Source organism: Streptomyces sp. NPDC006487 (genome assembly GCF_042870555.1).
Classification (GTDB): domain Bacteria; phylum Actinomycetota; class Actinomycetes; order Streptomycetales; family Streptomycetaceae; genus Streptomyces.
In genome coordinates this window covers 113,176-138,307 of record NZ_JBIAHN010000003.1, presented here as the reverse complement: position 1 = coordinate 138,307, position 25,132 = coordinate 113,176, and the positions used below count along the sequence as shown (strand labels likewise).

The following is a 25,132-nucleotide window of genomic DNA, read 5'->3' as shown; positions in this document are numbered from 1 at the left end:
TGTTTGAGTGACCGAGCGGCGAAAAGTAACCCTTTTGGTGCCTTGCCAACTGGCTTGACCGCGACGTAAGCGGGGCATAAGTTCTGCCCCGGCTCGCTCCATCGGGGACCGGCCGGCACACCGTCTCTTGGGGGGACCCATGCACTACTACACCGACGTCCTGAAGAAGTACGCCGTCTTCTCCGGCCGCGCGCGCCGCCAGGAGTACTGGATGTTCGTCCTCTTCGACATCGCCGCGCTGATCATCGCCGCCGTCATCGACGGCATCCTCGGCACCTCGCCGTGGATCTACCTGCTCTACGCACTGGCCACCTTCCTTCCGGGTCTCGGCCTCTCCATCCGTCGCCTGCACGACCTCGGCAAGTCCGGCTGGTGGCTGCTCATCGCTCTGGTCCCGCTCGTCGGCGGCATCTGGCTGCTGGTCCTGACGGCCACCGAGGGTCAGCCGAACCCGAACCAGTACGGCCCGAGCCCCAAGGCCGTCCACGCCTGAGCAGGCCGGCAGTCGTCGTGCCCGAAGCGCCGCCCCTGGCTGGAAACAGCCGGTGGCGGCGTTTCGCCGTTTGTGGGCGGGTCGGGGCCCCCACGGCCACCGAGAGTGACGCGCGTCTCGCCCGTGCTTGCGCCGGGGGGCTGTCCAGACCGGCCCGATCACGAGATATCTTGATGTCGAGCAATGTTGCAGACGAGAGACGCAGACTGTGGAGCGGAGCATCCGGTGACTGACTCGACCATCATCTACACGCACACTGACGAGGCCCCGGCCCTCGCGACGTATTCGTTCCTGCCTGTGATCCAGGCGTACGCGTCGACGGCCGGTGTGAATGTCGAGACCCGTGACATCTCCCTGGCAGGTCGGATCATCGCCAGCTTCCCCGAGTACCTGGAAGAGGGCCAGCGGATCGCGGACGCCCTCGCCGAGCTCGGCGAACTGGCGAAGACCCCGGGCGCCAACATCATCAAGCTGCCCAACGTCTCGGCGTCGATCCCGCAGCTCAAGGCCGCGGTCGCCGAGCTCCAGGGCCAGGGCTACGCCCTTCCGGACTACCCGGACGACCCGAAGAGCGACGAGGAGCGCGAGAACCGCGCCCGTTACGACAAGATCAAGGGCAGCGCCGTCAACCCGGTCCTGCGCGAGGGCAACTCTGACCGCCGCGCCCCCGCCTCGGTCAAGAACTACGCCAAGGCGCACCCGCACCGCATGGGCGCCTGGACCACCGGGTCGAAGACGAACGTCGCCACCATGGGCGAGAACGACTTCCGCTCCACCGAGAAGTCCGCCGTGATCGCCGAGGCCGGCACGCTGCGCATCGAGCACGTCGACGCCGACGGCGCCGTCACGGTGCTGCGCGACTCGGTACCGGTCCTCGCGGGCGAGGTCGTGGACGCGTCCGTCCTGCACGTCGACGCGCTGCGCACCTTCCTGAACGACCAGATCGAGCGCGCCAAGGCCGAGGACGTCCTGTTCTCCGTGCACCTCAAGGCCACGATGATGAAGGTCTCCGACCCGATCATCTTCGGCCACGTGGTCCGCGCCTTCTTCCCGAAGACCTTCGCCCGCTACGGCGAGACCCTGGCGGCCGCCGGCCTGTCCCCGAACGACGGCCTCGGCACCATCCTGAACGGCCTGGGCGCGCTGCCCGACGCCGACGCGATCAAGGCCTCCTTCGATGCCGAGATCGCCGAGGGCCCGGCGCTCGCGATGGTGGACTCCGACAAGGGCATCACCAACCTGCACGTTCCGTCCGACGTCATCGTCGACGCCTCGATGCCGGCCATGATCCGCACCTCCGGTCACATGTGGGGCCCGGACGGCGCCGAGGCCGACACCCTCGCCGTCCTCCCGGACAGCAGCTACGCCGGTGTGTACCAGGCCGTCATCGACGACTGCCGCGCGCACGGCGCGTACAACCCGTCCACGATGGGCTCGGTGCCGAACGTCGGCCTCATGGCCCAGAAGGCCGAGGAGTACGGCAGCCACGACAAGACCTTCGAGCTGGCCGCCGCCGGCACCGTCCGCGTCGTCGACGCCTCGGGTGCCACGGTCCTGGAGCAGGAGGTCGCCGCGGGCGACATCTTCCGCGCCTGCCAGACCAAGGACGCGCCGATCCAGGACTGGGTCAAGCTCGCCGTCACCCGGGCCCGCGCCACCGGCGTCCCGGCCGTCTTCTGGCTCGACGAGGGCCGCGCGCACGACGCGCAGCTGATCGCCAAGGTCAAGACGTACCTCGCCGACCACGACACCGACGGTCTGACCATCAAGATCCTGTCGCCGGTCGAGGCCACCGCGTACTCCCTGGAGCGCATCCGCCGCGGCGAGGACACCATCTCGGTGACCGGCAACGTGCTGCGCGACTACCTGACCGACCTGTTCCCGATCCTGGAGCTGGGCACCAGCGCCAAGATGCTGTCGGTCGTCCCGCTGATGAACGGCGGCGGCCTCTTCGAGACCGGCGCCGGCGGCTCCGCCCCGAAGCACGTGCAGCAGCTCGTCAAGGAGAACTACCTGCGCTGGGACTCCCTCGGCGAGTTCCTCGCGCTGGCGGTCTCCTTCGAGCACCTCGCCACCACCACCGGCAACGCCCGCGCCCAGGTGCTGGCCGACACCCTGGACCGGGCGACCGGCACCTTCCTCAACGAGGACAAGTCGCCGAGCCGCAAGCTGGGCGGCATCGACAACCGCGGCAGCCACTTCTACCTCGCCCTGTACTGGGCGCAGGAGCTGTCGCGCCAGACCGAGGACCCGAAGCTGGCCGCCGCCTTCGACCCGCTGGCCAAGACGCTGGCCGAGTCCGAGGAGAAGATCGTCGGCGAGCTCATCGCCGTCCAGGGCGCCCCGGCGGAGATCGGCGGCTACTACCGGCCCGACGCCGCCAAGGCCTCGGCGATCATGCGGCCGTCCGCGACGCTGAACGCGGCGCTCGCGATCCTCGGCTGAGGTTCAACGCTTCAACGCTTCACGGGTCCGCCCCGGTCGGCACCAGCCGACCGGGGCGGACCCGTTTCAGCGTCCCGTCACAGCGGGTGGACCTGCTCCCGGGCGAAGGCCAGTGGGTCGCGTCCGGCGGCCAGGACCCGCAGCCCGGGGGCCGCGGCGAGGAGCTCGCGCAGCCAGTCCAGGGCGTCGGACGCGAGGTGCTCGCAGCCGTCGAGGACGAGCAGCATGTCGCGCTCCGCCAGCCACGACGCCGCGTTCGGCGTCCCGTAAGGCAGGAAAGGCATGCCCGGTACGCAGCCCAGCGCGGCGGTCAGGTCGGGGACCCCGAACCGCCGGTCCATGGACACCACGGCCACGCCGTCGTAGAAATTGGACGAGAGCCGTTTCCCGATCTCGTGCACCAACTGGCTCCGGGGCTCGCGGAACCGACCGGTGACGGTCAGCACTTTGCCCCGCCGCACGGCGGTGAAAAGACGGGAAAGCTCCGCCGAGGTCGCCGGGAACGTTCCGGCGCCTCTGGAATCCCTCATCGACACGATGCCCCCCTGCATGCGTGACCTGCGGCAAGAGGGTTGTTTCAAGCCGCATGAAGACGATTATGCGCCACTTTTCGCGAAAGGCCAGTGGAATTCCCTATTCCGGCGAAAAGCCCGTGCCGCCCGGTGATCGCAGCAGTTGTACAGGTCACATGCCTTTGTCCAACCGCGTGCGAAGAGTGCCGCTCCGACGTCCGAACCGCGCAGGCCAAGGGGCCGTCGGCCGAGGTGGCCGCCGCGGGCGGGACTCCGGTAGCCCCGCGGTTCCGTCCCGTCTCACGCCCCGTCTCCCGGGGAACAGTTGTCCGGGGCCCCGGAATCCGCTGTACTGCTGCTGTGCGGCCCGATGTACGGGCATGGCGCGGGCACATTCGGGGGAGGGGCCAGGATGAGTGCGGACCGGCGGCGGGCAGGGCGCGGCACGAGACCCGCGTCGCACCGGCGCCGTGCGGGCTTCCGGCGCCGAAGACCCCTGCTGAGCCTCCTGCTCTCCGCCTTCCTCCTCGTGGGCGTCTGCGCCGCGACGGGCATCGCCTGGGAGCCCCGTACCGTCTCGGACGCACGGGCCCGCTCGGGGCCCGGCCCGGCCGACTCCCCGTCCGGGGCGTCCGGCTACGGCTCCGCGCCCGCCACCGCCGGCCCCGCCACCACCGGCCCGGGCACCACCGCCCCGCAGAGCCCGGGCGGGCCGGCCCCGGACCCCAAGCCCCAGGGGTCCGGTACGGACGGCGGAGCGCGCCCCACCGGAGCCCTGCCCTTCGACCTGCCGCAGCCGGCCGCCCTGCGCTCCGGAGCCGCCGGCAAGAAGCTGGTCTTCGCCCACTACTTCACCCCGTACCCGCTCTCCCTGGACAACGCGAACGCCGACGCCGACTACTACACCCGCAACTACCTGAAGCCGGACGGCGAGAACGGCAAACACCAGCGCTACGGCGGCCTGCTGCGCGACCGGCCGCTGCCCGTCCCGCCCAAGGCCGGGGACTGGGAGCTCGCCAACCTCCGGCAGGAGGTCCGCACCGCGCGCGCCGCCGGCATCGACGGATTCACCCTCGACCTGCTCTCCCTCTCCGGGAAGAACCTCGAACGCTGCAACCTCCTGATGGAGGCGGCCCGTTCGGTGGACCCCGCCTTCAAGGTCATGCTGATGCCGGACATGACCTCCCTGGGCACCGACGACCCGGCCGTGCTCGCCGACCTCCTCGCGGAACTCGGCAAGGCCCCGGCCGCCCACCGGCTCCCCGACGGACGGCTGGTCGTCTCGCCGTTCAAGGCGGAGGAGAAGAGCGCCGCCTGGTGGACCCGGGTCATGGACGTCCTGAAGTCCCGGCACGGCATCCGCACCGCCTTCGTCCCGCTCTTCCTCGACTTCGGCGCGCACAGCGGCGAGTTCGAGTCGATCAGCTACGGATTCTCCGAGTGGGGCAGCCGCAGCTACGTCGGCCAGGAGAGCTCCACGCGCGACGTGCGGCGCGCCCACGCGGCGGGCAAGATCTGGATGCAGCCCGTATCCGTCCAGGACGCCCGTCCCAACCAGGGCATCTACGACGAGGCGGGCAACACCGCGACCCTGCGCACCACATGGAACCGCGCCATCGAGGACGGGGCCGACTGGGTCCAGCTCACCACCTGGAACGACTACAGCGAGGGAAGCCAGTTCGCGCCCTCCCTGCACAACGGCCATGCCTACCTGGACCTTTCCTCGTACTACCTGACCCGGTTCAAGACGGGCGGCTGGCCGAAGATCGTCCGGGACACGCTGTACCTGAGCTCGCGCACCCAGTTCGCCGCCGCCGATCCGAGCGGCGGCCAGTCCCTCGTGATGTCGCTGCGGGGCGGCAGCGCCGCGGCTCGCGACACGGTGGAGGTGCTGAGCTTCCTGACCGGGCCCGCGAGCATCCGTACGGCCGTGGGGGCGGCCGAGGACGCGCACGCGGCCCCGGCCGGGGTCCACTCCGAGCTGCTTCCCCTCGGTCCGGGCACCGGCTCGGCGGCCGTGGTGCGGGACGGCAGGACCGGGGCCCGGGTGGAGCTGGGGTACCGGGTGGACCGCACGGTGGAGGTGCAGGACCTCCAGTACCACGCCGCCAGCAGCGGCCGGAGCTGAGCCCGGGGGCCTCGGCGCTGCTCTCCGTTGCTCTCCGCTGCTCTCCGCAGGGCTGAAGTCCCTTGGTGCGGGACCTTCGTCACCCCATATGTAGTGGTGGTGCCCCGCCGTCACATCCATATGTAGTGTTGGTCTTGCCGGTTCGGCGGGGCCCCTCCCCGACCGAGGCAACAGGGAACCCGGTGGGAATCCGGGACTGCCCCGCAACGGTGAATCCGCCACGGCGGACGAGTCCGACACCTGCCGGCACGGGCTTTCGAAGAGGCCCGCCATTCTTCCGTGCCGAGCCTCGTGGGAGGGCTGCCGTGACTGCTGTCGTCGATGCCGTGGAGACCGTGACCGAATACCTGGACCGCCGGGACTGGCGGGTGAACGCCAACGCCAACCAGGGCTATTCGCTCGGCGGGCTCATCCTCAATGCCGCAGGCAAGGTCACCGCGAACTACTGGCTGGAACAGGTCTATCCCGCCGCCGTGGCCCGCGCCCACCGCGAGGGCGACCTCCACCTCCACGACCTGGACATGCTCTCCGGTTACTGCGCCGGCTGGTCCCTGCGCACCCTGCTGACCGAAGGCTTCAACGGAGTCCCCGGACAGATCGACTCCGCCCCGCCCAGGCACCTGTCCTCGGCCGTCGGCCAGATCGTGAACTTCCTCGGCACCCTGCAGAACGAATGGGCGGGCGCCCAGGCCTTCTCCTCCTTCGACACGTACCTCGCCCCCTACGTCCGCCTCGATGCGATGACGTACGACCAGGTCAGGCAGTGCGTCCAGGAACTCGTGCACAACCTCAACGTGCCCTCGCGCTGGGGCACCCAGACCCCCTTCACCAACCTCACCTTCGACTGGACCTGCCCCGAGGACCTGCGCGAGCAGATCCCGGTGGTGGCGGGGGAGGAGACCGGTTTCACCTACGGCGAGCTCCAGGCCGAGATGGACATGATCAACCGGGCGTACATCGAGGTGATGACGGAAGGCGACGCCACCGGACGGGTGTTCACCTTCCCCATCCCGACCTACAACATCACCCGGGACTTCCCCTGGGAGAGCGAGAACGCCGAGCGGCTCTTCGCGATGACCGCCAAGTACGGGCTCCCGTACTTCCAGAACTTCATCAACTCCGAGCTCGAACCGAACATGATCCGCTCCATGTGCTGCCGGCTCCAGCTCGACCTGACCGAGCTGCTCGCACGCGGCAACGGCCTCTTCGGCAGCGCCGAACAGACCGGCTCGCTCGGCGTGGTCACCCTCAACTGTGCCCGGCTCGGGCATCTTTGCGCGGGCGACGAGGAGCGGCTGCTGGCCGAGGTGGACCGGCTCTGCGAGCTCGCCAGGGACAGCCTCGAGATCAAGCGGATCACCGTCCAGGACCTGATCGACGGCGGCCTCTTCCCGTACACCAAGCGGTACCTGGGCACCCTGCGCAACCACTTCTCCACCATCGGGGTCAACGGCGTCAACGAGATGGTCCGCAACTTCAGCGGGGGCGCGCACGACATCACCGCGCCCGAGGGCCACGCCCTCGCGGTCCGCCTCCTGGACCGGGTGCGGGCCCGGATGGTCGACTTCCAGGAGAGCACCGGCCACCTCTACAACCTGGAGGCCACCCCCGCCGAGGGCACGACCTACCGCTTCGCGAAGGAGGACCGGGCCCGCTTCCCCGGCATCCTCCAGGCCGGCACCGACGCCAACCCGTACTACACCAACTCCACCCAGCTGCCCGTCGGATGGACCGACGACCCCTTCGAGGCGCTGGAGCGCCAGGACGAGCTGCAGGGCAAGTACACGGGCGGCACCGTCCTGCACCTGTACACCCCCGAGCGGATCCCGACGGCGGAGGCCTGCCGCAAGCTGGTCCGGCGCTCCCTGGAGACCTTCCGGCTCCCGTACCTCACGGTCACCCCGACCTTCTCCGTCTGCGCGGACCACGGCTACCTGGCGGGGGAGCAGCCCCACTGCCCCGCCTGTGGGGCGGTGTGCGAGGTGTGGACCCGGGTCATGGGCTACCACCGCCCGGTCTCCTCCTTCAACACCGGCAAGAAGGGCGAACACGCCGAGCGGGTCCCCTTCAAGGCGGCGGTGTGATCCCCGCCGCGCAGCCGGACGAGGTCATCCGCATCGGAGGCTGGTCCCGGCTGTCCACCTGCGACTGGCCCGGCCGGCTGGTCACCACCGTCTTCTGCCAGGGCTGCCCCTGGCGGTGCGGCTACTGCCACAACCCCGGCCTGCTGCCCGCCCGGGCCCCCGCAGCCGTCCCCTGGGACGCGGTGCTCGGCCACCTCGCCCGCCGGACGGGGCTGCTCGACGGGATCGTCTTCTCGGGCGGGGAACCGCTGCTCCAGCGCGGTCTGCCGCAGGCCGTACGGGAAGCCCGTGCGCTGGGCCTGGAGGTCGGCCTGCACACCGGGGGAGCCTTCCCCCGCCGCCTGGCCAGGCTGCTGGACGCCGGCCTGCTGGACTGGGTCGGCTTCGACGTCAAGGCCCCGCCCGGCCGGTACGAACGGGTCACCGGCATCGGCCACGCGGCCGCCTCGGCCGAGCGGAGCCTGCGCCTGCTGCTCGCCTCGGAGGTCCCCCACCAGCTCCGCACCACGGTGGACCCGGACCTCCTGGACCCGCCCGCCATGGCCGACCTGGACGACTGGCTCGCGGAGCTGGGCGCGGGGGCCACGGTCCGCCAGACCGTGCGCCCGCCGGCGGCCTGAGGCCCGGGCGGCCGCGATGGCCCGGCGGCCCCGGGGCGCGATGGCCGGGGAAGGGGCTGTCGCTCCGGGTGGGCGGCGGGGCATGATCGGGCCGACAGCCGCGCCGCACCCACGGAGGTCCCACGTGACCCAGCCCGCAGAGCCGACCGACCGCACCGACCGAGTCGGCCCCGCCGACGCCGCCGGACGGGCCGGGGCCGCCTCACGCGGCGGGCCCCTGCGCCGTCCCGCCGAATTCCCGGGCGGGCGGGAGCTGTTCCGGCTCTCCGAGGCGGTCGGCCATCTGAACCACGGGTCGTTCGGAGCGGTCCCGATCCCCGTCCAGGAAGCACAGGCCGCCCTCCGGGCGGAGGCGCACGCCGACCCCGACGCCTTCTTCATCGGCGCCCCCGACCGACTCGTCGGGGCCCGGACCCGGATCGCCGCCCGGCTCGGCGCCGATCCGGACGGGCTCGCCTTCGTCTCCAACGCCACCGAGGCCGCCAACGTGGCCCTCGACGCCGTGGAGTTCGCAGCCGGTGACGAGATCCTGGTCACCGACCACGGCTACGGCACGGTGGTCGCGGCCGCCGCCCGGCGTGCCCCGCTCACCACCGTGGCCCTGGGCACCGATCTCCCGGACGAGGACGCCGTACGGGAAACCGTGCTGGCCGGGGTCACCCCGCGCACGCGGGTCGCCGTGCTCGACCACATCAGCTCGCCCACCGCCCGGCTCATCGCCTCGCCCCGGCTGCTCGCCGAACTCGCCGAGCGGGGCGTCACCACCATCGTGGACGGCGCCCACGCGCCCGGCATGATCCCCGACCCCCTGGGCGGGGGCGCCGACTTCTGGTTCGGCAACCTCCACAAATGGGCCTACGCCCCCTCCGGCACCGCGATCCTGTCCGTCGCCCCGCACCACCGCGGCCGGGTCCGCCCGCCGGTGCCCTCCTGGGAGGATCACCACGGCTACCCGCGCTCCGTGGAGAACCGGGCCACCTTCGACTACACCGGCTGGCTCGCCGCCCCGGAAGGGCTCGACCTGCTGGAGGAACTCGACGCCGCGAAGGTGCGCGCCCACAACAGCGCACTGGCCGCCTACGGCGCGGCCCTGCTCGCCGAGATCCCCGGGGTGGCCCCGCTCCCGTACACCGAAGGCCTGGCCCTGCGCACGCTGCGGCTGCCGCCCGGGGTCGCGCAGACCCCGGCGGCGGCCGGCGAACTGCGGGAGCGGATCGCGGCCGAGCAGCGGATCCGGGTGCTGATCTGGCCCTGGCCGGGCGGCGGCGGGATCCGGGTCAGCGGGCAGATCTACAACCGGGCCGAGGAGTACGAACGGCTCGCCGAGGTACTCCCCGCCTATCTCCCCGCTTACCGCCGGGCCTAGGCCCGGCGGACGGCCTCAGTCGCGCCGGAGCAGGTACGTGTCCATGATCCAGCCCTTGCGGGCACGGGCCTCGGTGCGCAGCTCCTCGATCCGGCCGGAGACCTCCGCCAGCTTCCCCGAGACCAGGATCTCGTCCGGGGTGCCGACGTACGCACCCCAGTAGATGTACAGGTCCTGGTCGAGGTGGGCCGTGAAGGCGTGCCGGGCGTCCAGCATCACCACCACGTCGTCCACACCGTCCGGCCAGCCCTCCGCCAGCCGGCGCCCGGTGGTGATCTGGACCGGACGGCCCACCCGGTTGAGGTTGGTGCGGTGGCGGGCCAGCAGCGAGGAGATGCTGCTGATGCCCGGCACCACCTCGTGCTCGAAGGCGACCCTGCCCTTCTCCAGCACCTCGTCGAGGATCGCGAGCGTGGAGTCGTAGAGCGAGGGGTCGCCCCACACCAGGAAGGCGCCCGTCTCGCCCTCCGCCAGGTCCTCGGCGATGAACCGCTCGAAGAGCTCGGCCCGCGCGCTGCGCCAGCCGTCCACCGTCGGGGTGTAGTCGGAGGGCGTCCGGTCGCGGTCGGGATCGCGGCCCTCCACGAGCCGGTGTCCGGGGCGTGCGTGCGCGTCGAGCATCGCGCGCCGCAGCCCGGTCAGATCCGCCTTCTCCTCGCCCTTCTCCAGGATGAGGAATGCGTCCGCCGCGCCGATCGCCTTGACCGCCTGGAGGGTCAGGTGGTCCGGGTCGCCCGCGCCTATGCCGATCACTGAGAACTTCTTCACCGGGCTATTCTGCCCGTCATGCGCGCCGCCCTGTTCGTCACCTGCGTCAACGACGCGCTCTACCCGCGCACGGGCATCGCCGTCGTCCGCCTGCTGGAGCGGCTGGGGGTCACCGTGGACTTCCCCGCCGCGCAGAGCTGCTGCGGGCAACCGCAGTACAACACCGGCTACCGGCGCGAGGCCGAACCACTGGTCCGGCGTACCGCCGAGGCCTTCGCCGGCCACGCGTACGTGGTCACCCCGTCCGGCTCCTGCGCCGCCATGATCCGCTCCCACTACCCCCGGATCGGGCGCGCGGCCGAGGCCGAGGGCAGGGGTCCGGGGCTGGCCGCGCTCGCCGAAGGCCTCGTACCGCGCGTGTACGAGCTGACCGAGTTCCTGGTCGACGTCCTCGGGGTGACGGACGTCGGCGCGTACTTCCCGCACACCGTCACCTACCACCCCTCCTGTCACGGCCTGCGGGGCCTCGGGCTCGGGGACCGGCCCCGGCGGCTGCTGGCCGCCGTACGCGGTCTGGAACTGCGCGAACTGCCCGGCGCGCAGGAGTGCTGCGGCTTCGGGGGGACCTTCGCCGTCAAGAACCCCGACGTCTCGGCCGCGATGGGCACCGACAAGACCGCCCACGCGCTGTCCACGGGCGCCGAGGTGCTGTGCGGGGCCGACAACTCCTGCCTCGCCCACCTCGACGGCATCCTGCGCCGCCGGGGCGCACCGCTGCGCGCCCTGCACCTCGCCGAGATCCTGGCCGCGACGGAAGAGGAACCACTCGTATGACGGGCACGTACCTCGGCATGCCGGCCTTCCCCGACGCGGCCCGCGAGGCCGTACGGGACGGGGTGCTGCGCGCCAACCTCCGCCACGCCACGCACACCATCCGCGACAAGCGGGCGCGAGCCGTCGCGGAACTGGAGGACTGGGACCGGCTGCGCGCCGCAGGCAAGGCGGTCAAGGACCACACGCTGGCGCACCTCGACCGCTACCTGCTCCAGCTGGAGGCCGCCGTCACCGCCGCGGGCGGAACCGTCCACTGGGCGGCCGACGCAGGCGAGGCCAACCGCATCGTGACCGAGCTCGTCCGGGCCACCGGAGAGAAGGAAGTCGTCAAGGTCAAGTCCATGGCCACCCAGGAGATCGGTCTCAACGAGGCCCTGGAGGCGGCCGGGATCGCCGCGTACGAGACCGACCTCGCCGAGCTCATCGTCCAGCTCGGCCACGACCGGCCCTCCCACATCCTGGTCCCGGCCATCCACCGCAACCGGGGCGAGGTCCGCGACATCTTCGCCGCGGAGATGGGCGGCTGGGGCCGCCCGGCCCCGGAGGGGCTCGGCGACGACCCGCGCGAACTCGCAGAAGCGGCCCGGCTGCACCTGCGCGAGAAGTTCCTGCGGGCCAAAGTCGCCGTGTCCGGCGCCAACTTCATGGTGGCCGAGACCGGCACCCTGGTCGTCTTCGAATCCGAGGGCAACGGCCGGATGTGCCTGACCCTGCCCGAGACCCTGATCTCGGTGGTCGGCATCGAGAAGGTGGTCCCGACCTTCCGCGACCTGGAGATCTTCCTCCAGACCCTGCCCCGCTCCTCGACCGCCGAGCGGATGAACCCGTACACGACCATGTGGACCGGGCTGGGGCCGTCGAAGGGGGCCGACGGCGACGGCCCCTCCGCCTTCCACCTCGTCCTCCTCGACAACGGCCGCACCGACACCCTCGCCGACGAGGTGGGCCGCCAGGCCCTGCGCTGCATCCGCTGCTCGGCCTGCCTCAACGTCTGCCCGGTGTACGAGCGCGCCGGCGGCCACGCCTACGGCTCCGTCTACCCCGGGCCGATCGGCGCCATCCTCAGCCCCCAGCTCCGGGGCACCGCGAGCGAGATCGACGCCACCCTGCCCTACGCCTCCACCCTGTGCGGGGCCTGCTACGAGGTATGCCCGGTCGCCATCGACATCCCCGAGGTACTGGTCCACCTGCGCGAACGCGTGGTCCAGGGCGGCCCGGTGACCCGCGAGGGCATCCGCGTCCGCATCCGCCCCGCCGACGGCCACACCGCGGAACGGGCCGCGATGCGGGCCGCCCGGCTCCTCCTCGACCATCCGGGGGCCTTGCGCGCGGGGGAGCGGCTGCTGGCCCGGGCCCGGCGGCTGCGACCGCGCCGGCTGCCGGGGCCGGGGCGCGCTTGGACCGACAGCAGGGAGCTGCCCGAGCTCCCGGAGCGCTCGTTCCGCGACTGGTGGGCGGCGCGCGAGAAGGAGGCACGCCCATGAGCGCCAGGGAGCAGATCCTGGCCCGCATCCGCCGGGCCCTGCCGGAGCCGCGCCCGGACACCGCGATCCCCCGGGACTACCTCGAGGTCCACGGAGCCCGCACCCCGGCCGAGACCGTCGACCTGCTCGCCGCGAACCTCACGGAGTACCGGGCGAAGGTGCACCGGGTCGGCGAGGACGGCATCGCCGTGCTGCTGATGCGGCTCCTCGCCGAGCGGGGCTCCGAGTCGGTCCTGGTACCGCCCGGGCTGCCCCCGTACTGGACGGCTGCTGCCGGCCCGACCCGGATCCACGACCGCGCGGGCTCCACCCCGTACCAACTGGACGCGGTGGACAGCGTGGTGACCGGCTGCGCCCTGGCGATCGCAGAGACCGGCACGATCGTCCTCGACGGCGGCCCCGGGCAGGGACGGCGCCGGATCACGCTCATCCCGGACCACCACATCTGCGTGGTCCGCGTCCCCGGCCAGGTGGTGGACTCCGTCCCCCGCGCGCTGCCGCTGCTGGACCCCACCCGCGCCCTGACCTGGATCTCGGGCCCCTCCGCCACCAGCGACATCGAGCTGGACCGGGTGGAGGGCGTGCACGGCCCCCGCACCCTGGAAGTGGTCCTCCTCGGCGCACAATGAGGGCATGTCCTCCCACCTCGCCCTCACCGCCCTCGTGGTCCACGACTACGACGAGGCCATCGACTTCTACACCCGCGCGCTCGGCTTCGACCTCGCCGAGGACACCGTGCGCCCGGACGGCTCCCGCTGGGTCGTGGTCCGCCCGCCGGGCGCCAAGGAGTCCGCCCTCCTGCTGGCCCGCGCCAAGGACGACGCCCAGCGCTCCCGCGTCGGCGACCAGACCGGCGGCCGGGTCGGCTTCTTCCTCTACACCGACGACTTCGCCGCCGACCACGCCCGGATGACCGCCGAGGGCGTCCGCTTCCTGGAGGAGCCGCGCCACGAGACGTACGGCTCGGTCGCCGTCTTCCAGGACCTCTACGGCAACCGCTGGGACCTCCTCCAGCCGGCGTAGGCCCCGGCCGGGCGCGGGACGGGCACCGTCCGGGGGCCGGACGGTCCGGCCCCGGCCCCTGACTGCCCCGGCCCGGCCGGGCGGCCGGTCCGACCGGGCCGTCCGCCCGCGCCGTCCCAGTCAGACCGGTCCGGGTGCCCCCGTGAGCCGCGGGGCCTCGGCCACCGCGTCGACGACAGCTCCGTCCTCCACGCGGCCCGCCAGCTCCCGCGCCCACTGGACCAGCCCGGGGAGGTCCATCCCGTACGGGGGACCGGCCCCGGGAGCGGCCGCGTCCCCGGTTCCGTCAGACCCGGCTCCGTCCCGCCCGGCCAGGGTCAGGGGCAGGGCAGAGGCTCCGCGGCGCAGCAGCCGGGCCCCGCCGACCGTGTTCCCGCGCGCGCAGTGCGTCAGCCCGACGGCCAGCTGCGCCAGCGCCCGCCACAGCGGTGCCTCGGCCCCGGGCCCGGACTTCCAGGCGTCCTCGAACACCTCGTGCGCGTGGAAGGGCATCCCGGCGTCGAGCAGCAGCTGCGCCTGCGCCACCGTCTCCCCGGGCGTGCGCACCACTCCCTCGGGCTGCCGCTCCACCCCTTGGGCCCCGTAGGGCAGCGGCCGCCCCAGCCCGTCCCTGGGCCGCGCGTTCCGCGCCCGCCCCTCACCGTCCCGATCCCGTGCGTTCACTCCGCCATCCTCTCTTCCTCCCCCTTCCCGCCGATAACCGGTGCATGGACACCCCTCGGTGTGGGGTAATGTTCTGCATGTGCCGCCGAGACGGGGGAAACCCCAGATCAGAAGCACATCGGGACGTGGCGCAGCTTGGTAGCGCACTTGACTGGGGGTCAAGGGGTCGCAGGTTCAAATCCTGTCGTCCCGACTCGAAAGAGTCGCAAATCAAGGGGCCGTTTCAGAGCAATCTGAAACGGCCCCTTGATCGTTTTCGGGACCGGTCGGGTGCCGGGGTGGTCACTGCGGGGGCGCCGACGCGTCATTCGGTCCAGATGTCCATCAGCTGGTTCGCCGCACGGAAGTGATCGGGCGAATCCACGTTGCACACGACGGTGACGGCGATGTCGCGGTCCGGGCTCACCTTGAAGGTGCTGTGAAACCCTTTCGAGTCGCCGCGGTGCACCAGGCCCTCGTCGGGGAGGACGAGGATCCCGGCTCCGTACCGACCCTCCTCGATGCCGCGCGCGCGGCAGGACGTCGCCCACGCTCACCGATCCCTCCTGACCCCGGCGAGCAGTTCCGTTCCACCGATGCGCCCGGTGCGGTAGTTGTCGGCCCAGCAGGGTGTCGATCAGGGCGAGTTGGTGCCGTCCGCCCCGCGGCGGCCCACGTGCGACGCCGGCGGCCGGGCCACCGGCTCATGCGCCGATCGGCGGCTGTCCGCCGGACGGCGCAGCGCAGGTGCGGGCGGAACACACACGATCAGCGCTACCGGGTGGCGGGAAGAGGCGCACGAGGGGCAGCGCCGCACCGGCCCGCGGCTGCTCCGCTGCTCCGCGCGCGTGTGAGGGTGCCCGCGAGTAGCGTGGAAAGCGTGAGTTCCGCCCAGAACGCTGCGGCCTGGCCCGGCAGGGCTGCCGCCGATGTCGGCAGAGGAACGGGATCACATGCCAAAGCACAGCGTCCCCGCGGTGACTGCCGCAGCCGCTCTGGTCTGCCTGGCTGCATTCGGCCCCACACCCGGCAGCGCCGCGCCACGAGCGGACCGGCCCGCCGGGGAGCCCGGCCCGGTGGCCCCCCGGTTCGTGCCCGGCGCCTGTCCTGAACCGCCCGAGCCGGTCGAAGCGCTGAGCGCCGCGAAGTGCGGCTACCTGGAGGTCCCCGAGAACCGCTCCGACCCCGGCAGTCGCACCATAAAGCTTGCCGTCGCGCGCATCTCGGCCGGCTCCCCGAAGCCCGGCGCCGACCCCGTGGTGTTCATGGCGGGCGGCCCGGGTGCGGATACGTTCGACGACATCCCCTTCCTCGTCGACTCCGGTCTGAACAAGGACCGCGAGCTGATCGTCATGGCCCAGCGCGGCAACCTCTACGACCAGCCGAACCTCGCCTGCCCGGAGGTCGACCGGTTCAACGAGAGGGCCGTGGGGCTGGGTTATGACGCACCGCAGGCGGAACAGATCATGCTGAAGGCGGTGACGGACTGCCGGGCCCGCATCGTGGCCGACGGAGTCGACCTGAGCGCCTACAACAGCACCGAGAACGCCGCCGACTTCGCCGATCTGCGGGGCGCGTTGGACATCCCCCGGTGGAACGTCTACGGGTACTCCTACGGCAGCAACCTGGCCCTGACGTACCTGCGCTTGCACCCCGAGGGGATCCGCGCGGTGGCGATCGACTCGGTGGCACCTTCCCAGTTCGTGACCCTGCCGTGGACGTGGGGCAGCACCGCCGAGGGAATCCACAACATCTTCGAGGCGTGCGCGGCGCAGCCGGCCTGCAAGGACCGGTACCCGGACCTCCCCGGCATGCTGACGGAGCAGGTGCGCAAGCTGGAGGCGCACCCCCTGACGCTGAACGTCATGCCGAAGGACGGTGGGAAGACGGTCAGGACCGTCCTCGACGGGGGCGCGCTGCTGAACCTGATCGTCGCCTTCACCCCGCGGCCCAAGGACATGCCCGCGGCGCTCGAGGAACTGAGCAAGGGGAACCCGGAGCGCTTCGCGCAGGCCCGCGCGGCCGGCTCGGTCCAGAAGGCGGGCGACTTCGCCCACGGCCTGACGAACTCGATCGCGTGCAGTGAATGGGCGCCGGGACATACGGAGTCCGATGTGCTGAAGGCGGGGCAGAAGACCTACCCCGGGTGGCCGGACACGGTCCTGGCCCAGCCTCCGCAGCTGCCCTTCCAGTACCCGGTGTGCGGGATCTGGAACGTTCCCGACCGTGCGTCCGTCCAGCGGGTGTCCACGGTCAGTTCGGTGCCGGCACTCGTCGTCTCCGGCACGTTCGACGTGAAGACCGGGGCGAGCTGGGCGAAGGGCGTGGCCGACAACCTGTCCCGCTCGACCGCCATACAGGTACCCGGAATCGGCCACTGGGTGGTCCCGCAGTCCCCCTGTGCGCAAAGCGTGCTGGCCTCGTTCTTCGCCAACCCGACGGCGCCCGAGACGAGTTGCGTGGACGATCTCGAGCCCCAGCCGTTCACGATCATCCCGAAGTGACCGGGAGAGCAGATGACACGCCATCACACGCCCCGTCGTCGGCGCACCGTACGACGACTCCTCGGCCCGTCGGCCGGCATCGCGGCCGGTCTCCTCGTCACCGGCCTGCTGGCGGCGCCCGCCCGGGCGCAGGCCCCCACCGACGTCAGTCCCGGCCCGGGAGCGCCGATCGGCACGACCGCCCGGACCGTGGGCGACGCCCGCTTCGCGCCGGGCCCGTGCCCCGAGACGGTGGAACCGATCGAGGAGCTGAAGGACGCCCGCTGCGGAACGCTCACCGTGCCGGAGAACCGTGCCAGGCCGAGCAGCCGCACGATCCGGCTCGGTGTCGCGATCGTGCCCGCGGTGGCCGAGACGCCGAAACCCGACCCCATCGTGTGGCTCGCGGGCGGACCGGGCGACGATGCGGTGGGCGAGGCCAAGATGGCCGTCGACGGCGGACTGAACCGCGACCGCGACGTGATCCTCATGTCCCAGCGCGGTACGTACTCCGCCGACCCGGAGCTTCTCTGTCCCAACGTCGACGAGTTCAACGGGCAGGTGGTCGGCCTCGTCTACGACGCTCCCTCCACCGAGCGCCTGCACGTCGGGGCAACGAAGGCCTGCCGCGACAAGCTGGCGGCCCGCGGGGTCGACCTCGGCGCCTACAACGACACCGAGAGCGCAGCCGACTACGCCGACCTGCGTACGGCGCTGGGCATCAAGCAGTGGAACCTGTACGGCATTTCCTACGGCACCCACCTGGCGCTGGTCTCCATGCGCCTGCACCCCGAGGGTCTCCGCTCGGTGGGCATCGACGGCATCCTGCCGCCGTCCAGGTCCGGGTCGGCCGCGACCTGGAGCAGCTTCCGGCAGGGCATCGACGGGCTGTTCAAGGCCTGCGCGGACCAGCCGGCCTGCAACGAGCGCTATCCGAACCTGCGCGGCACCTTCGAGAAGCTCGTCGGCGACCTCGAAGCCGAGCCGGTCACCACCACCGTCACCGTCCCCGGCAGCGACAAGCCGGTCAAGGTCGTGATCGACGGCGGGACCCTGGTGAACTGGCTGACCTCCGCCACCCACACGGCGGAGGCCGTACCCCTTTCCATCGACGAGCTGGCGAACGGCAACCCCGAGCGGATCGCCCGGCAGTGGGCGGGTTGGAGGACCAACCCCAAGGGCATCGGCGTGGTGTCGCACGGTCTCGCCTACGGCGTCTTCTGCAGCGAGTGGACGCCGTACGAGAGCGAGGACGCGGCGCTCCAGGGCGGTCAGGAGGAGTTCCCGTCCTTCCCCGCCTCGGTGCAGGCCCAGGCCCCGCTCCTGACGTTCCTCCATCCCGACTGCGACGCCTGGAACATCCCCGCGGCCGATCGCTCGATCCGGGACGTCACGACCAGCGACATCCCCACCCTCGCCCTGTCGGGTGCCTTCGACGCCCAGACCGGGGCGGACAACGGGCCGTACGTGGCCCGTACGCTGAGCAGGGCCGCGGTCGTCACGATCCCCTACGAGCCGCACGTGGTGATCGCCACGTCGAAGTGCGCCCAGGAGATCGCCGTCTCCTTCTTCGAGACCCCGGAGGCGCCGAAGACCGAATGCCTGAAGAGCCTCGAGGCGCCCGCGTTCGAGATCGCTCCCTGAGCCCGCCTCTCGCCTCTCGCCTCGTCGGAGTCACCATGGCGCCCACCTGGGACGCACGCGGCCCACGCCGCTCCGGAGCCTCGCTCCTGCCGGTCCTGCTTCCCCTCGCGGTCCTGATCCTGATGGCGGTGGCCGTGGGGTCGTGGCTGCAGTTCACCGAGCGGCAGAGGCTCGACACGGTCCACACGGTCGGATCCCAGGCCGCCGACCGGGTGGACGTGGAGGCAGATGTCCAACGCGTCGACGCCGCGGCCAGAGAGCTGGCACTGCGGGTACGGGTCACACCGCGCGGGGCTCTGGGCGAGGAGGACGGGACCGCCCCGGTGGCCGATCTCAGCCTCCAGACCTCCGCGCAGACCCTCGGCGACCTGGAGTTCACCGCGCACGAGCGGCTCACGATCAGGGACGTACAGGTCGCGCTCACGGACGGATCGATCAGCGACTACCCGTTCGACACCTACGAGACCGGCATCGAGTTCTGGGCAGAGCTGGACGGCAAGCCGGTGCCGGTGCGGCTGCTGTTCTCCAACGACGACGCACTCTTCTCGGTCTCCGCGACACCCGCCCTGTCCGGACATGAGGCCGCCGGCGTGGCGCTGGGGCTGTCCCGATCGGGCAGCCTGCTCGTCTTCACGGTCTTCATGATGGTCGTGATGTGGGCGCTGGCGGGCTCCGTGCTCATCGGGGCCTGGTACGCGACGACCCGCGGCGAGGGCCTGGTCTGGGCCGCACTCGGCTGGATGGCCGCCACCCTGTTCGCCCTCTCGGCCTTCCGCAACAACGCCCCCGGCACGCCGCCGATCGGCTGCGTGCTGGACTGGTACGCCTTCCTGTGGGCCGAAACCGTCATCGCCCTCTGCCTCATCACCGTGGTCGTCACGGGGGTCCGCACCGCCCTCCGGAACGACGACACCCCGTAGGGCGTACGGCTGGGCCGGGGGCGGGGCGGGTCGGTGTCAGGAAGACTGCTCCGTCAGGATCGCCGGGTCCGACAGGCCCGCCGCGCCGGTCTCCACCTTGCCGGCGAAGCGGCGCAGGAAGCCCGGGGCGCCGGACGCGGTGACCTGGACGTCGTACCACCGGCGCGTGTTCTTCAGGGAGACGGTGTGCGTGAGCGTGGCGCCCTTGGCGACCGTGAGGCGCTTCGGGCTGCCGCCGTAGGAGTTGGCGACCGTCAGGGTGGCGGTGGTGGCTCCCGCATTGGTGAGGGTCAGGTCCAGGTTCCCGGTCGCGGCGTTGTGGCGCGCGGTGACCTCGGGGCCGGGGGTGGTGCCGGGGTTGCGGAAGCCGCGCAGGAAGCCGTTGGGGCCGTGCACGGTCAGGTCGGTGGACCCGGCCGAGTAGGCGGTGTTCCAGGTGTCCGCGATCGACTTGCCGGCCTCGGTGGTGTAGGTCCAGGGGGCGTCGGTGCGGTTGCCGGAGGTGACGTAGAACTGCGCGCCCAGCTCCGGGCCGCCGCTGAACGTCAGCCGGAACCTGCCGTCCGCCACGAGCGCGGCGCCGTCCACGTACGGGGCGTACTTGAGCGCGCGCGTGGGCCGCAGCCCCTTCTCCTGGCGGGGCATGGTCCCCCGGGCCGGCGGGGTGGCCAGGAAGTCGGGGTGGCGCTCGCGGTCCGGCGGGAACCAGCCGTCGGTGTCGGGCAGCGGGGCCGGGGCGGTGTCCTTGCGGGCGAAGTCGAAGGCGGAGGTGAGGTCGCCGCAGACGGCACGGCGCCAGGGCGAGATGTTGGGCTCGTGGACGCCGAAGCGCTGTTCCATGAAGCGGATGACCGAGGTGTGGTCGAAGGTCTCGGAGCAGGCGTAGCCGCCGGTGCTCCAGGGAGAGACCACGAGCATCGGCACGCGCGGACCCAGGCCGTAGGGTCCGGCCGCGTAGCCGGCCTTGCCGGGGAACACGTCGAGGGCGGTGGGTGTCGTAGACAGGCCCTGCGCGGCACTGGCGGGCGCGTACGGCGGGACGACGTGGTCGAAGAAGCCGTCGTTCTCGTCGTAGGTGATGAACAGCGCGGTACGGGCCCACACATCGGGGTTGGCGGTGAGCGCGTCCAGGACCTGCGAGATGTACCAGGCGCCGTAGTTGGACGGCCAGTTGGAATGCTCGCTGAACGCCTCGGGGGCGGCTATCCAGGAGATCTTCGGGAGGGTGCCGTTCACGACGTCCGCGCGCAGCTTGTCGAAGTAGCCATCGCCCGCCTTGGCGTCGGTGCCCGTACGGGCCTTCTCGTACAGGGCGCTGCCGGGCTGGGCGTTGCGGAAGCTGTTGAAGTACAGCAGCGAGTTGTCGCCGTAGTTGCCGCGGTAGGCGTCGTTGATCCAGCCCCAGGATCCGGCGGCGTTCAGGCCGTCGCCGATGTCCTGGTAGACCTTCCAGGAGACTCCGGCCGCCTCGAGGCGCTCGGGGTAGGTGGTCCAGCCATAGCCCGCCTCGGCGTTGTCGAGGACGGGGCCGCCGCCCCGGCCGTCGTTGCCGGTGTGGCCCGACCAGAGGTAGTAGCGGTTGGGGTCGGTGGAGCCGATGAACGAGCAGTGGTAGGCGTCGCAGAGGGTGAACGCGTCCGCCAGGGCGTAGTGGAAGGGGATGTCCTGACGGGTCAGGTGGGCCATCGTGGTGGCGGTCTTGGCGGGCACCCAATTGTCGTACTTGCCCTTGTTGAAGGCGCTCTGGCCGCCCGCCCAGTCGTGGTTGAGGCCCTGGAGGAACTCCATGCCCAGGTCCTCGGACGGCGGCCGGAACGGCAGCGTCTCCTTCGTTCCGTCGGACTGGTGCCAGACGGACTTGCCGCTGGGCAAGGTCACCGGGCGCGGGTCGCCGAAGCCGCGGACACCGCGCAGCGCGCCGAAGTAGTGGTCGAAGGAACGGTTCTCCTGCATGAGCACGACGATGTGCTCGACGTCCGCGATGGAGCCGGTGGTCCCTTGCGCGGGGATCGCGGCGGCGCGGGCGATGCTCTCGCCCAGCATCGTCAGGGCTGTGGTGCCGCCTGCGAGCTGCAGGAAACGCCGACGATCGAGTTCTGCCATGGCGGGAACGACCTCCGCGGTTGAGGGGTGGCTGAACACCCCAGCACAGCGCGTCCGGGGTTCCGACAAGGGAGCCTGACGTGACGTCGGCGCGTACACCAGGCGAACGGCGGTCGGGTTTCGTGCCCAGATCGGCCGGTTTTGGGCTACCGCCGGAAAAACCTTGGACCGCGTGGGCGCCCGTGCGGGACACTCCGCTTTCCGACCAGACGGTCCGAGAAGGCAGGGTTGGGATGGGATCGCCCGAATCGCACGAGAATTCACCGAACACGAGTCCACCACGCAGGAGTCCGGTACTCCTCGCACTTCGTTACTACGGGCGGGAGCTGATCCGCCTGCGATGGCTGACGGCGCCCGCGATGCTGCTCCCGGCGCTGGGCAACATCGGCATCCACTACATCGCGCCGCTGGTCGTCGCGAAGCTCGTCGGACGGATCGCGGGAGGAGAGGGAGCCGCCGAGGGTGTCGGCGGCGCCCTCGGATGGGCGATGCCCTACATCATCGGCTTCGCCGGGGTCCTGTTGCTCGCGGAGGCGTTCTGGCGGATCGGACTTCACTGCCTGAACCGCCTCGACGCCCGCGGGATCGAGCAGCTCTACGTCACCGGCATGGACGAACTGTTCGCCAAGGACGCGGCGTTCTTCCACGACAACTTCGCCGGATCGCTGACCAAGCGGGTCCTGAGCTTCGCCTCCCGCTTCGAGGAGTTCGTCGACACGCTGACGTTCTCGGTCATGGGCAGCTTCGTGCCCCTGCTGTTCGCCTCGGTGGTGCTGTGGCAGTACGACCCGCTGCTCGTCGTCGGGCTCCTGACGATGATCACCATCACGGGGCTCTGCGTGGGACCCCTGATCCGCCGCCGCCAAGTGCTCGTCGCCCGGCGGGAGGAGGCCATCGCCCGGGTGTCCGGCCACGTCGCGGACAGCCTGATGAACATGGACACCGTCCGGGCGTTCGCCGCCGAACCGCGCGAGGCCGCCGAACACCGCACCCGGGTGGCGGAGTCGAGGAAGCTCACCCTGCGCTCCTGGGACTACGGCAACCTGCGCATCGACACGCTGGTCGCGCCACTGTCCGTGGCGACCAACGTGCTGGGGCTGATGCTCGCCATCGTGCTGGGCGGGGGAGCGCACGGGGTGGAAGCGGTCATCGTCGCCTTCACCTACTACGCCAGTGCGACCCGGATCATGTTCGAGTTCAACCAGATCTACCGCCGTCTGGAGAGCTCGATGACGGAGGCCGCGCAGTTCACCGAACTGCTGCTGACACCGCCGACCGTGCTCGACCCGGTGGAGCCGGAACCGCTGCGCCACCCGCCGGCCGCCGATGTGCGGTTCGACCGGGTGACCTTCGGCCACGAGGGCGGAAAGCCGCTCTTCGACGGCCTGGACCTGGACGTGCCCGGCGGGTCGAAGCTCGGGCTCGTCGGCCGGTCCGGCGGGGGCAAGACCACCCTCACCCGGCTGCTGCTGCGGATGACGGACATCGACGCGGGCCGGATCCTGATCGGCGGGCAGGACATCAGCAGGCTGAGCCAGTCCGACCTGCGCAGCCTGATCGCCTACGTCCCCCAGGACCCGGCGATGTTCCACCGCACGCTGCGCGACAACATCGCCTTCGCCCGACCGGACGCCACCGACGCGGAGATCCGCCGGGCGGCCGAGGCGGCGCACGTCACGGAGTTCGCCGACGGGCTGGCGGACGGCTTCGACACCATGGTCGGCGAACGCGGGGTGAAGCTGTCCGGCGGGCAGCGCCAGCGGGTCGCCCTCGCCCGGGCGATCCTGCGCGACGCGCCGATCCTGCTCCTCGACGAGGCGACCAGCGCCCTGGACTCCGAGAGCGAGATCCTGGTCCAGGACGCGCTGTGGCGGCTGATGGAGGGTCGAACGGCGCTGGTGGTCGCGCACCGGCTGAGCACGGTCGCCACCATGGACCAGCTCGTGGTCCTCGACCACGGACGGATCGTCGAGCAGGGCACGCACCACCAACTGCTCGCCGCGGACGGCGCCTACGCGAAGCTGTGGCAGCACCAGTCGGGCGGGTTCATCGACGACACCGCGGCGCGGGCCGACCTGCGCTGAACGGGGGAGGGGCGGGTGCCTTCGTGGCGGCGGGGGCCCCGGTTCGGGCGGGCGCCGTGGCGCCGGCGGATGCCGTGGTGCTGACGGGTGGTGTGGTGCCGGCGGGTGGCGTGGCGCCGGCGGCGGTACGGCGGCACGGACCCCGGTCGTCACTCCGTCGCTCGTGGCTCCGCGGCTCAGAACTCCGCGGCGAGGGCGAGCTGGCGCTCGCGGTCCTGTCTGAGCAGTTGCGGGATGGCTCCGCTCGGCGCCACGCCCAGTTCCGCGGAGAGCAGTTCCTGATAGTCGCGGTAGCGGCGGTGCGCGTCGGCGACCTCTCCGGCGAACAGGCACGATTGCACGGCTATCCGCCGGGGCCCCTCCCGCAGCGGGTCGGCCTGGGTCGCGGCGTCGGCCAGTTCGAGCACGGCGCAATGCTGCCGCCGCTGGAGGAACCTCTCGGCGAGGCGCTCCAGGGTCTGCACGCGCTGGAGTCTCCACTTCTCCTGGAAGGGGACGAGCCAGTCGTCGTCCCAGTCGTTCAGGAGCGGGTGCCGCAGGAGGCTCCACGCCTGCGGCAGCCGGTCCTCGGCGGCCGCCGCCCCGACCGTCCCCGCCGCCGTACCGACCGCTCCGGACACCGCTGCGATCAGCCTGGCCGCCGCGCGGTAGTCCACCTCGACGTGATCGGCGAGGGTGATGGTGGTGTAGGAGGCCCGCAGCAGGCCCCCGTCCGTGGCCTGATTTAGCCGCCACATGGTCTGGCGCAACCGGGCCCCCGCCCGGTCCGGCGGGGCATCGGGCCAAAGCCGGGCGGCCAGATCGCCGCGCCGGAGCGGGCGGTCGCCGAGCACCAGGGCCGAGACGAGCCGTTGCTGGATGTCGCTGAGATCGGCGACCCGCTGGTCGGTGCGGCAGACGAAGCCTGGCAGCAGAGATATCTGCACGATGCCTAAGCCGGTGGGATTCATCGCACCTCTCGGGTCGTCCGGCGGGCCGCCGGCCGCCGGGTGGGCGCTCCATTGATCCCGATTTCCACGTTCGCTTCACATGGGCTTCACAACGGCAGTGGTATGAGCGTGAGGCAAGGCCTGGAGACCGTCAACACCCGTGCGCGGCGCGTTCCGGCCGTCCCGATCCGCTGTCGCAAGACGCCCGCCCGCGTTGCGTATGTCCCCTTCGTCGCTCCCGCACAACCCACATTCGTGGGGTTGTTTCACGGGTCAGCCGCGCGCAGTCTCGGTTGCGTCCCCGATCGAACGCGACAGCGAAAGGTGGAAGCATGACCTTCAACGCCCTGGAGTCCCTGCGTGCGGCCGGCGTCATCGGCGGCACGATGGCGCCCGCTCTCGAGGAGTTCTACGCCAGCCTCACCCCCGAGGAGACCAAGGTCCTCATCTCGACGAAGACCCGCCTCGCGGCGATCCTGCCCGACGTGGTGGCGCACTCCCAGGACTGGACCTCCCCGGAGGCCACGAAGGAGGGCTTCGACGCCGCGATGCTGTGTGCCTGCGGCCTCTGGTCGGGATCGGGCCAGGCCGAGAACTGACCGTTTCACAGGCGGGGTCCGGCGGCCGTAC

General features: G+C 71.5%; 20 protein-coding genes, 1 tRNA gene and 1 riboswitch. Of the genes, 16 read left to right on the top strand and 5 right to left on the bottom strand.

Features of this window, described 5'->3' with window-relative positions:
• The first annotated feature begins 139 nt into the window (after positions 1 to 139).
• Together ACFYM0_RS05790 and ACFYM0_RS05785 are read left to right on the top strand one after the other, a co-directional pair.
• Positions 140 to 493 carry a DUF805 domain-containing protein gene (locus tag ACFYM0_RS05790; RefSeq protein ID WP_388496976.1) on the top strand — a complete coding sequence of 118 codons (354 nt, stop codon included), beginning with the start codon at positions 140 to 142 and terminating at the stop codon, positions 491 to 493.
• Positions 494 to 718: 225 nt separating this feature from the next.
• Complete coding sequence (locus ACFYM0_RS05785) at positions 719 to 2,938, top strand: NADP-dependent isocitrate dehydrogenase (RefSeq protein WP_388496975.1); 2,220 nt, start codon at positions 719 to 721, stop codon at positions 2,936 to 2,938.
• 77 nt (positions 2,939 to 3,015) lie between these two features.
• On the opposite strand, the gene ACFYM0_RS05780 is transcribed toward ACFYM0_RS05785, so the two are convergent.
• Positions 3,016 to 3,468, bottom strand: coding sequence for a hypothetical protein (locus ACFYM0_RS05780; protein WP_388496974.1), 453 nt, complete (start codon positions 3,466 to 3,468; stop codon positions 3,016 to 3,018).
• A 394-nt stretch (positions 3,469 to 3,862) separates the two neighbouring features.
• Between ACFYM0_RS05780 and ACFYM0_RS05775 the strand changes: the two genes are divergently transcribed.
• The 4 genes from ACFYM0_RS05775 (at position 3,863) to ACFYM0_RS05760 (ending at position 9,648) form a co-directional block, all read left to right on the top strand.
• Positions 3,863 to 5,578 carry an endo-1,3-alpha-glucanase family glycosylhydrolase gene (locus tag ACFYM0_RS05775; protein ID WP_388496972.1) on the top strand — a complete coding sequence of 572 codons (1,716 nt, stop codon included), beginning with the start codon at positions 3,863 to 3,865 and terminating at the stop codon, positions 5,576 to 5,578.
• A 121-nt stretch (positions 5,579 to 5,699) separates the two neighbouring features.
• Positions 5,700 to 5,841, top strand: a riboswitch (cobalamin riboswitch).
• Between the two features lie 42 nt (positions 5,842 to 5,883).
• Complete coding sequence (locus ACFYM0_RS05770) at positions 5,884 to 7,662, top strand: ribonucleoside triphosphate reductase (protein ID WP_388496971.1); 1,779 nt, start codon at positions 5,884 to 5,886, stop codon at positions 7,660 to 7,662.
• On the top strand, positions 7,659 to 8,282 hold the full coding sequence (locus ACFYM0_RS05765; protein ID WP_388496969.1) for an anaerobic ribonucleoside-triphosphate reductase activating protein: 624 nt from the start codon (positions 7,659 to 7,661) through the stop codon (positions 8,280 to 8,282). The genes ACFYM0_RS05770 and ACFYM0_RS05765 overlap by 4 nt, the downstream gene beginning before the upstream one ends.
• A 124-nt stretch (positions 8,283 to 8,406) precedes the next feature.
• The gene (locus ACFYM0_RS05760) at positions 8,407 to 9,648 is read left to right on the top strand and encodes an aminotransferase class V-fold PLP-dependent enzyme (RefSeq protein WP_388496968.1); all 1,242 of its coding nucleotides are present in this window, start codon (positions 8,407 to 8,409) and stop codon (positions 9,646 to 9,648) included.
• A 15-nt stretch (positions 9,649 to 9,663) separates the two neighbouring features.
• Here ACFYM0_RS05760 and cobF read toward each other — a convergent pair whose 3' ends face one another.
• Positions 9,664 to 10,416: a precorrin-6A synthase (deacetylating) gene (cobF, locus tag ACFYM0_RS05755; RefSeq protein ID WP_388496966.1), complete on the bottom strand. Its 753-nt coding sequence runs from the start codon at positions 10,414 to 10,416 to the stop codon at positions 9,664 to 9,666.
• Positions 10,417 to 10,434: 18 nt separating this feature from the next.
• Here cobF and ACFYM0_RS05750 point away from each other — a divergent pair, with 18 nt between their 5' ends.
• Genes ACFYM0_RS05750 through ACFYM0_RS05735 form a run of 4 tightly spaced genes read left to right on the top strand, consistent with a single transcriptional unit; the run spans position 10,435 to position 13,697 of the window.
• Positions 10,435 to 11,190 (top strand): (Fe-S)-binding protein, encoded by a 756-nt coding sequence (locus ACFYM0_RS05750; RefSeq protein ID WP_388496964.1) that lies wholly within the window; start codon positions 10,435 to 10,437, stop codon positions 11,188 to 11,190.
• Positions 11,187 to 12,674, top strand: a complete 1,488-nt coding sequence (locus tag ACFYM0_RS05745) for a lactate utilization protein B (protein ID WP_388496962.1) — start codon at positions 11,187 to 11,189, stop codon at positions 12,672 to 12,674. Before ACFYM0_RS05750 ends, ACFYM0_RS05745 begins: the two co-directional genes overlap by 4 nt.
• Positions 12,671 to 13,303, top strand: coding sequence for a lactate utilization protein C (locus ACFYM0_RS05740; RefSeq protein ID WP_388496959.1), 633 nt, complete (start codon positions 12,671 to 12,673; stop codon positions 13,301 to 13,303). Before ACFYM0_RS05745 ends, ACFYM0_RS05740 begins: the two co-directional genes overlap by 4 nt.
• Before the next feature lie 4 nt (positions 13,304 to 13,307).
• Positions 13,308 to 13,697 carry a VOC family protein gene (locus ACFYM0_RS05735; RefSeq protein WP_388496957.1) on the top strand — a complete coding sequence of 130 codons (390 nt, stop codon included), beginning with the start codon at positions 13,308 to 13,310 and terminating at the stop codon, positions 13,695 to 13,697.
• Between the two features lie 120 nt (positions 13,698 to 13,817).
• On the opposite strand, the gene ACFYM0_RS05730 is transcribed toward ACFYM0_RS05735, so the two are convergent.
• Positions 13,818 to 14,360, bottom strand: coding sequence for a DUF309 domain-containing protein (locus ACFYM0_RS05730; protein ID WP_388496954.1), 543 nt, complete (start codon positions 14,358 to 14,360; stop codon positions 13,818 to 13,820).
• Positions 14,361 to 14,479: 119 nt separating this feature from the next.
• Here ACFYM0_RS05730 and ACFYM0_RS05725 point away from each other — a divergent pair.
• The 4 genes from ACFYM0_RS05725 (at position 14,480) to ACFYM0_RS05710 (ending at position 19,386) form a co-directional block, all read left to right on the top strand.
• Positions 14,480 to 14,553 (top strand) — tRNA-Pro (locus ACFYM0_RS05725).
• 739 nt (positions 14,554 to 15,292) lie between these two features.
• The gene (locus tag ACFYM0_RS05720) at positions 15,293 to 16,843 is read left to right on the top strand and encodes an alpha/beta hydrolase (protein WP_388496951.1); all 1,551 of its coding nucleotides are present in this window, start codon (positions 15,293 to 15,295) and stop codon (positions 16,841 to 16,843) included.
• A 12-nt stretch (positions 16,844 to 16,855) separates the two neighbouring features.
• Entirely contained in the window at positions 16,856 to 18,466 is a 1,611-nt protein-coding gene (locus ACFYM0_RS05715; RefSeq protein WP_388496948.1) for an alpha/beta hydrolase, read from the top strand.
• A 35-nt stretch (positions 18,467 to 18,501) separates the two neighbouring features.
• A complete protein-coding gene (locus ACFYM0_RS05710) occupies positions 18,502 to 19,386 on the top strand; it encodes a DUF4436 family protein (protein ID WP_388496945.1) in 885 nt (294 codons plus the stop codon).
• Between the two features lie 36 nt (positions 19,387 to 19,422).
• Here ACFYM0_RS05710 and ACFYM0_RS05705 read toward each other — a convergent pair whose 3' ends face one another.
• A complete protein-coding gene (locus tag ACFYM0_RS05705) occupies positions 19,423 to 21,489 on the bottom strand; it encodes a phosphocholine-specific phospholipase C (RefSeq protein WP_388496944.1) in 2,067 nt (688 codons plus the stop codon).
• A gap of 233 nt (positions 21,490 to 21,722) precedes the next feature.
• On the opposite strand from ACFYM0_RS05705, the gene ACFYM0_RS05700 reads away from it, so the two are divergent.
• Positions 21,723 to 23,573 (top strand): ABC transporter ATP-binding protein, encoded by a 1,851-nt coding sequence (locus ACFYM0_RS05700; RefSeq protein WP_388496942.1) that lies wholly within the window; start codon positions 21,723 to 21,725, stop codon positions 23,571 to 23,573.
• Between the two features lie 176 nt (positions 23,574 to 23,749).
• Here the strand turns inward: ACFYM0_RS05700 and ACFYM0_RS05695 are convergent, their stop codons facing one another.
• Positions 23,750 to 24,499, bottom strand: a complete 750-nt coding sequence (locus ACFYM0_RS05695; protein WP_388496940.1) for a BTAD domain-containing putative transcriptional regulator — start codon at positions 24,497 to 24,499, stop codon at positions 23,750 to 23,752.
• A 335-nt stretch (positions 24,500 to 24,834) separates the two neighbouring features.
• Between ACFYM0_RS05695 and ACFYM0_RS05690 the strand changes: the two genes are divergently transcribed.
• The gene (locus ACFYM0_RS05690) at positions 24,835 to 25,101 is read left to right on the top strand and encodes a StsA-related sactipeptide RiPP (protein ID WP_250741964.1); all 267 of its coding nucleotides are present in this window, start codon (positions 24,835 to 24,837) and stop codon (positions 25,099 to 25,101) included.
• Positions 25,102 to 25,132 lie beyond the last annotated feature (31 nt).

Bases quoted from the DNA above. Each gene is read 5' to 3' on its own strand.
- ACFYM0_RS05790 (WP_388496976.1), top strand. From the start codon at position 140: ATGCACTACTACACCGACGTCCTGAAGAAGTACGCCGTCTTCTCCGGC.
- ACFYM0_RS05780 (WP_388496974.1), bottom strand. From the start codon at position 3,468: ATGAGGGATTCCAGAGGCGCCGGAACGTTCCCGGCGACCTCGGCGGAG.
- ACFYM0_RS05775 (WP_388496972.1), top strand. From the start codon at position 3,863: ATGAGTGCGGACCGGCGGCGGGCAGGGCGCGGCACGAGACCCGCGTCG.
- ACFYM0_RS05750 (WP_388496964.1), top strand. From the start codon at position 10,435: ATGCGCGCCGCCCTGTTCGTCACCTGCGTCAACGACGCGCTCTACCCG.
- ACFYM0_RS05745 (WP_388496962.1), top strand. From the start codon at position 11,187: ATGACGGGCACGTACCTCGGCATGCCGGCCTTCCCCGACGCGGCCCGC.
- ACFYM0_RS05740 (WP_388496959.1), top strand. From the start codon at position 12,671: ATGAGCGCCAGGGAGCAGATCCTGGCCCGCATCCGCCGGGCCCTGCCG.
- ACFYM0_RS05735 (WP_388496957.1), top strand. From the start codon at position 13,308: ATGTCCTCCCACCTCGCCCTCACCGCCCTCGTGGTCCACGACTACGAC.
- ACFYM0_RS05720 (WP_388496951.1), top strand. From the start codon at position 15,293: ATGCCAAAGCACAGCGTCCCCGCGGTGACTGCCGCAGCCGCTCTGGTC.
- ACFYM0_RS05715 (WP_388496948.1), top strand. From the start codon at position 16,856: ATGACACGCCATCACACGCCCCGTCGTCGGCGCACCGTACGACGACTC.
- ACFYM0_RS05710 (WP_388496945.1), top strand. From the start codon at position 18,502: ATGGCGCCCACCTGGGACGCACGCGGCCCACGCCGCTCCGGAGCCTCG.
- ACFYM0_RS05705 (WP_388496944.1), bottom strand. From the start codon at position 21,489: ATGGCAGAACTCGATCGTCGGCGTTTCCTGCAGCTCGCAGGCGGCACC.
- ACFYM0_RS05700 (WP_388496942.1), top strand. From the start codon at position 21,723: ATGGGATCGCCCGAATCGCACGAGAATTCACCGAACACGAGTCCACCA.
- ACFYM0_RS05690 (WP_250741964.1), top strand. From the start codon at position 24,835: ATGACCTTCAACGCCCTGGAGTCCCTGCGTGCGGCCGGCGTCATCGGC.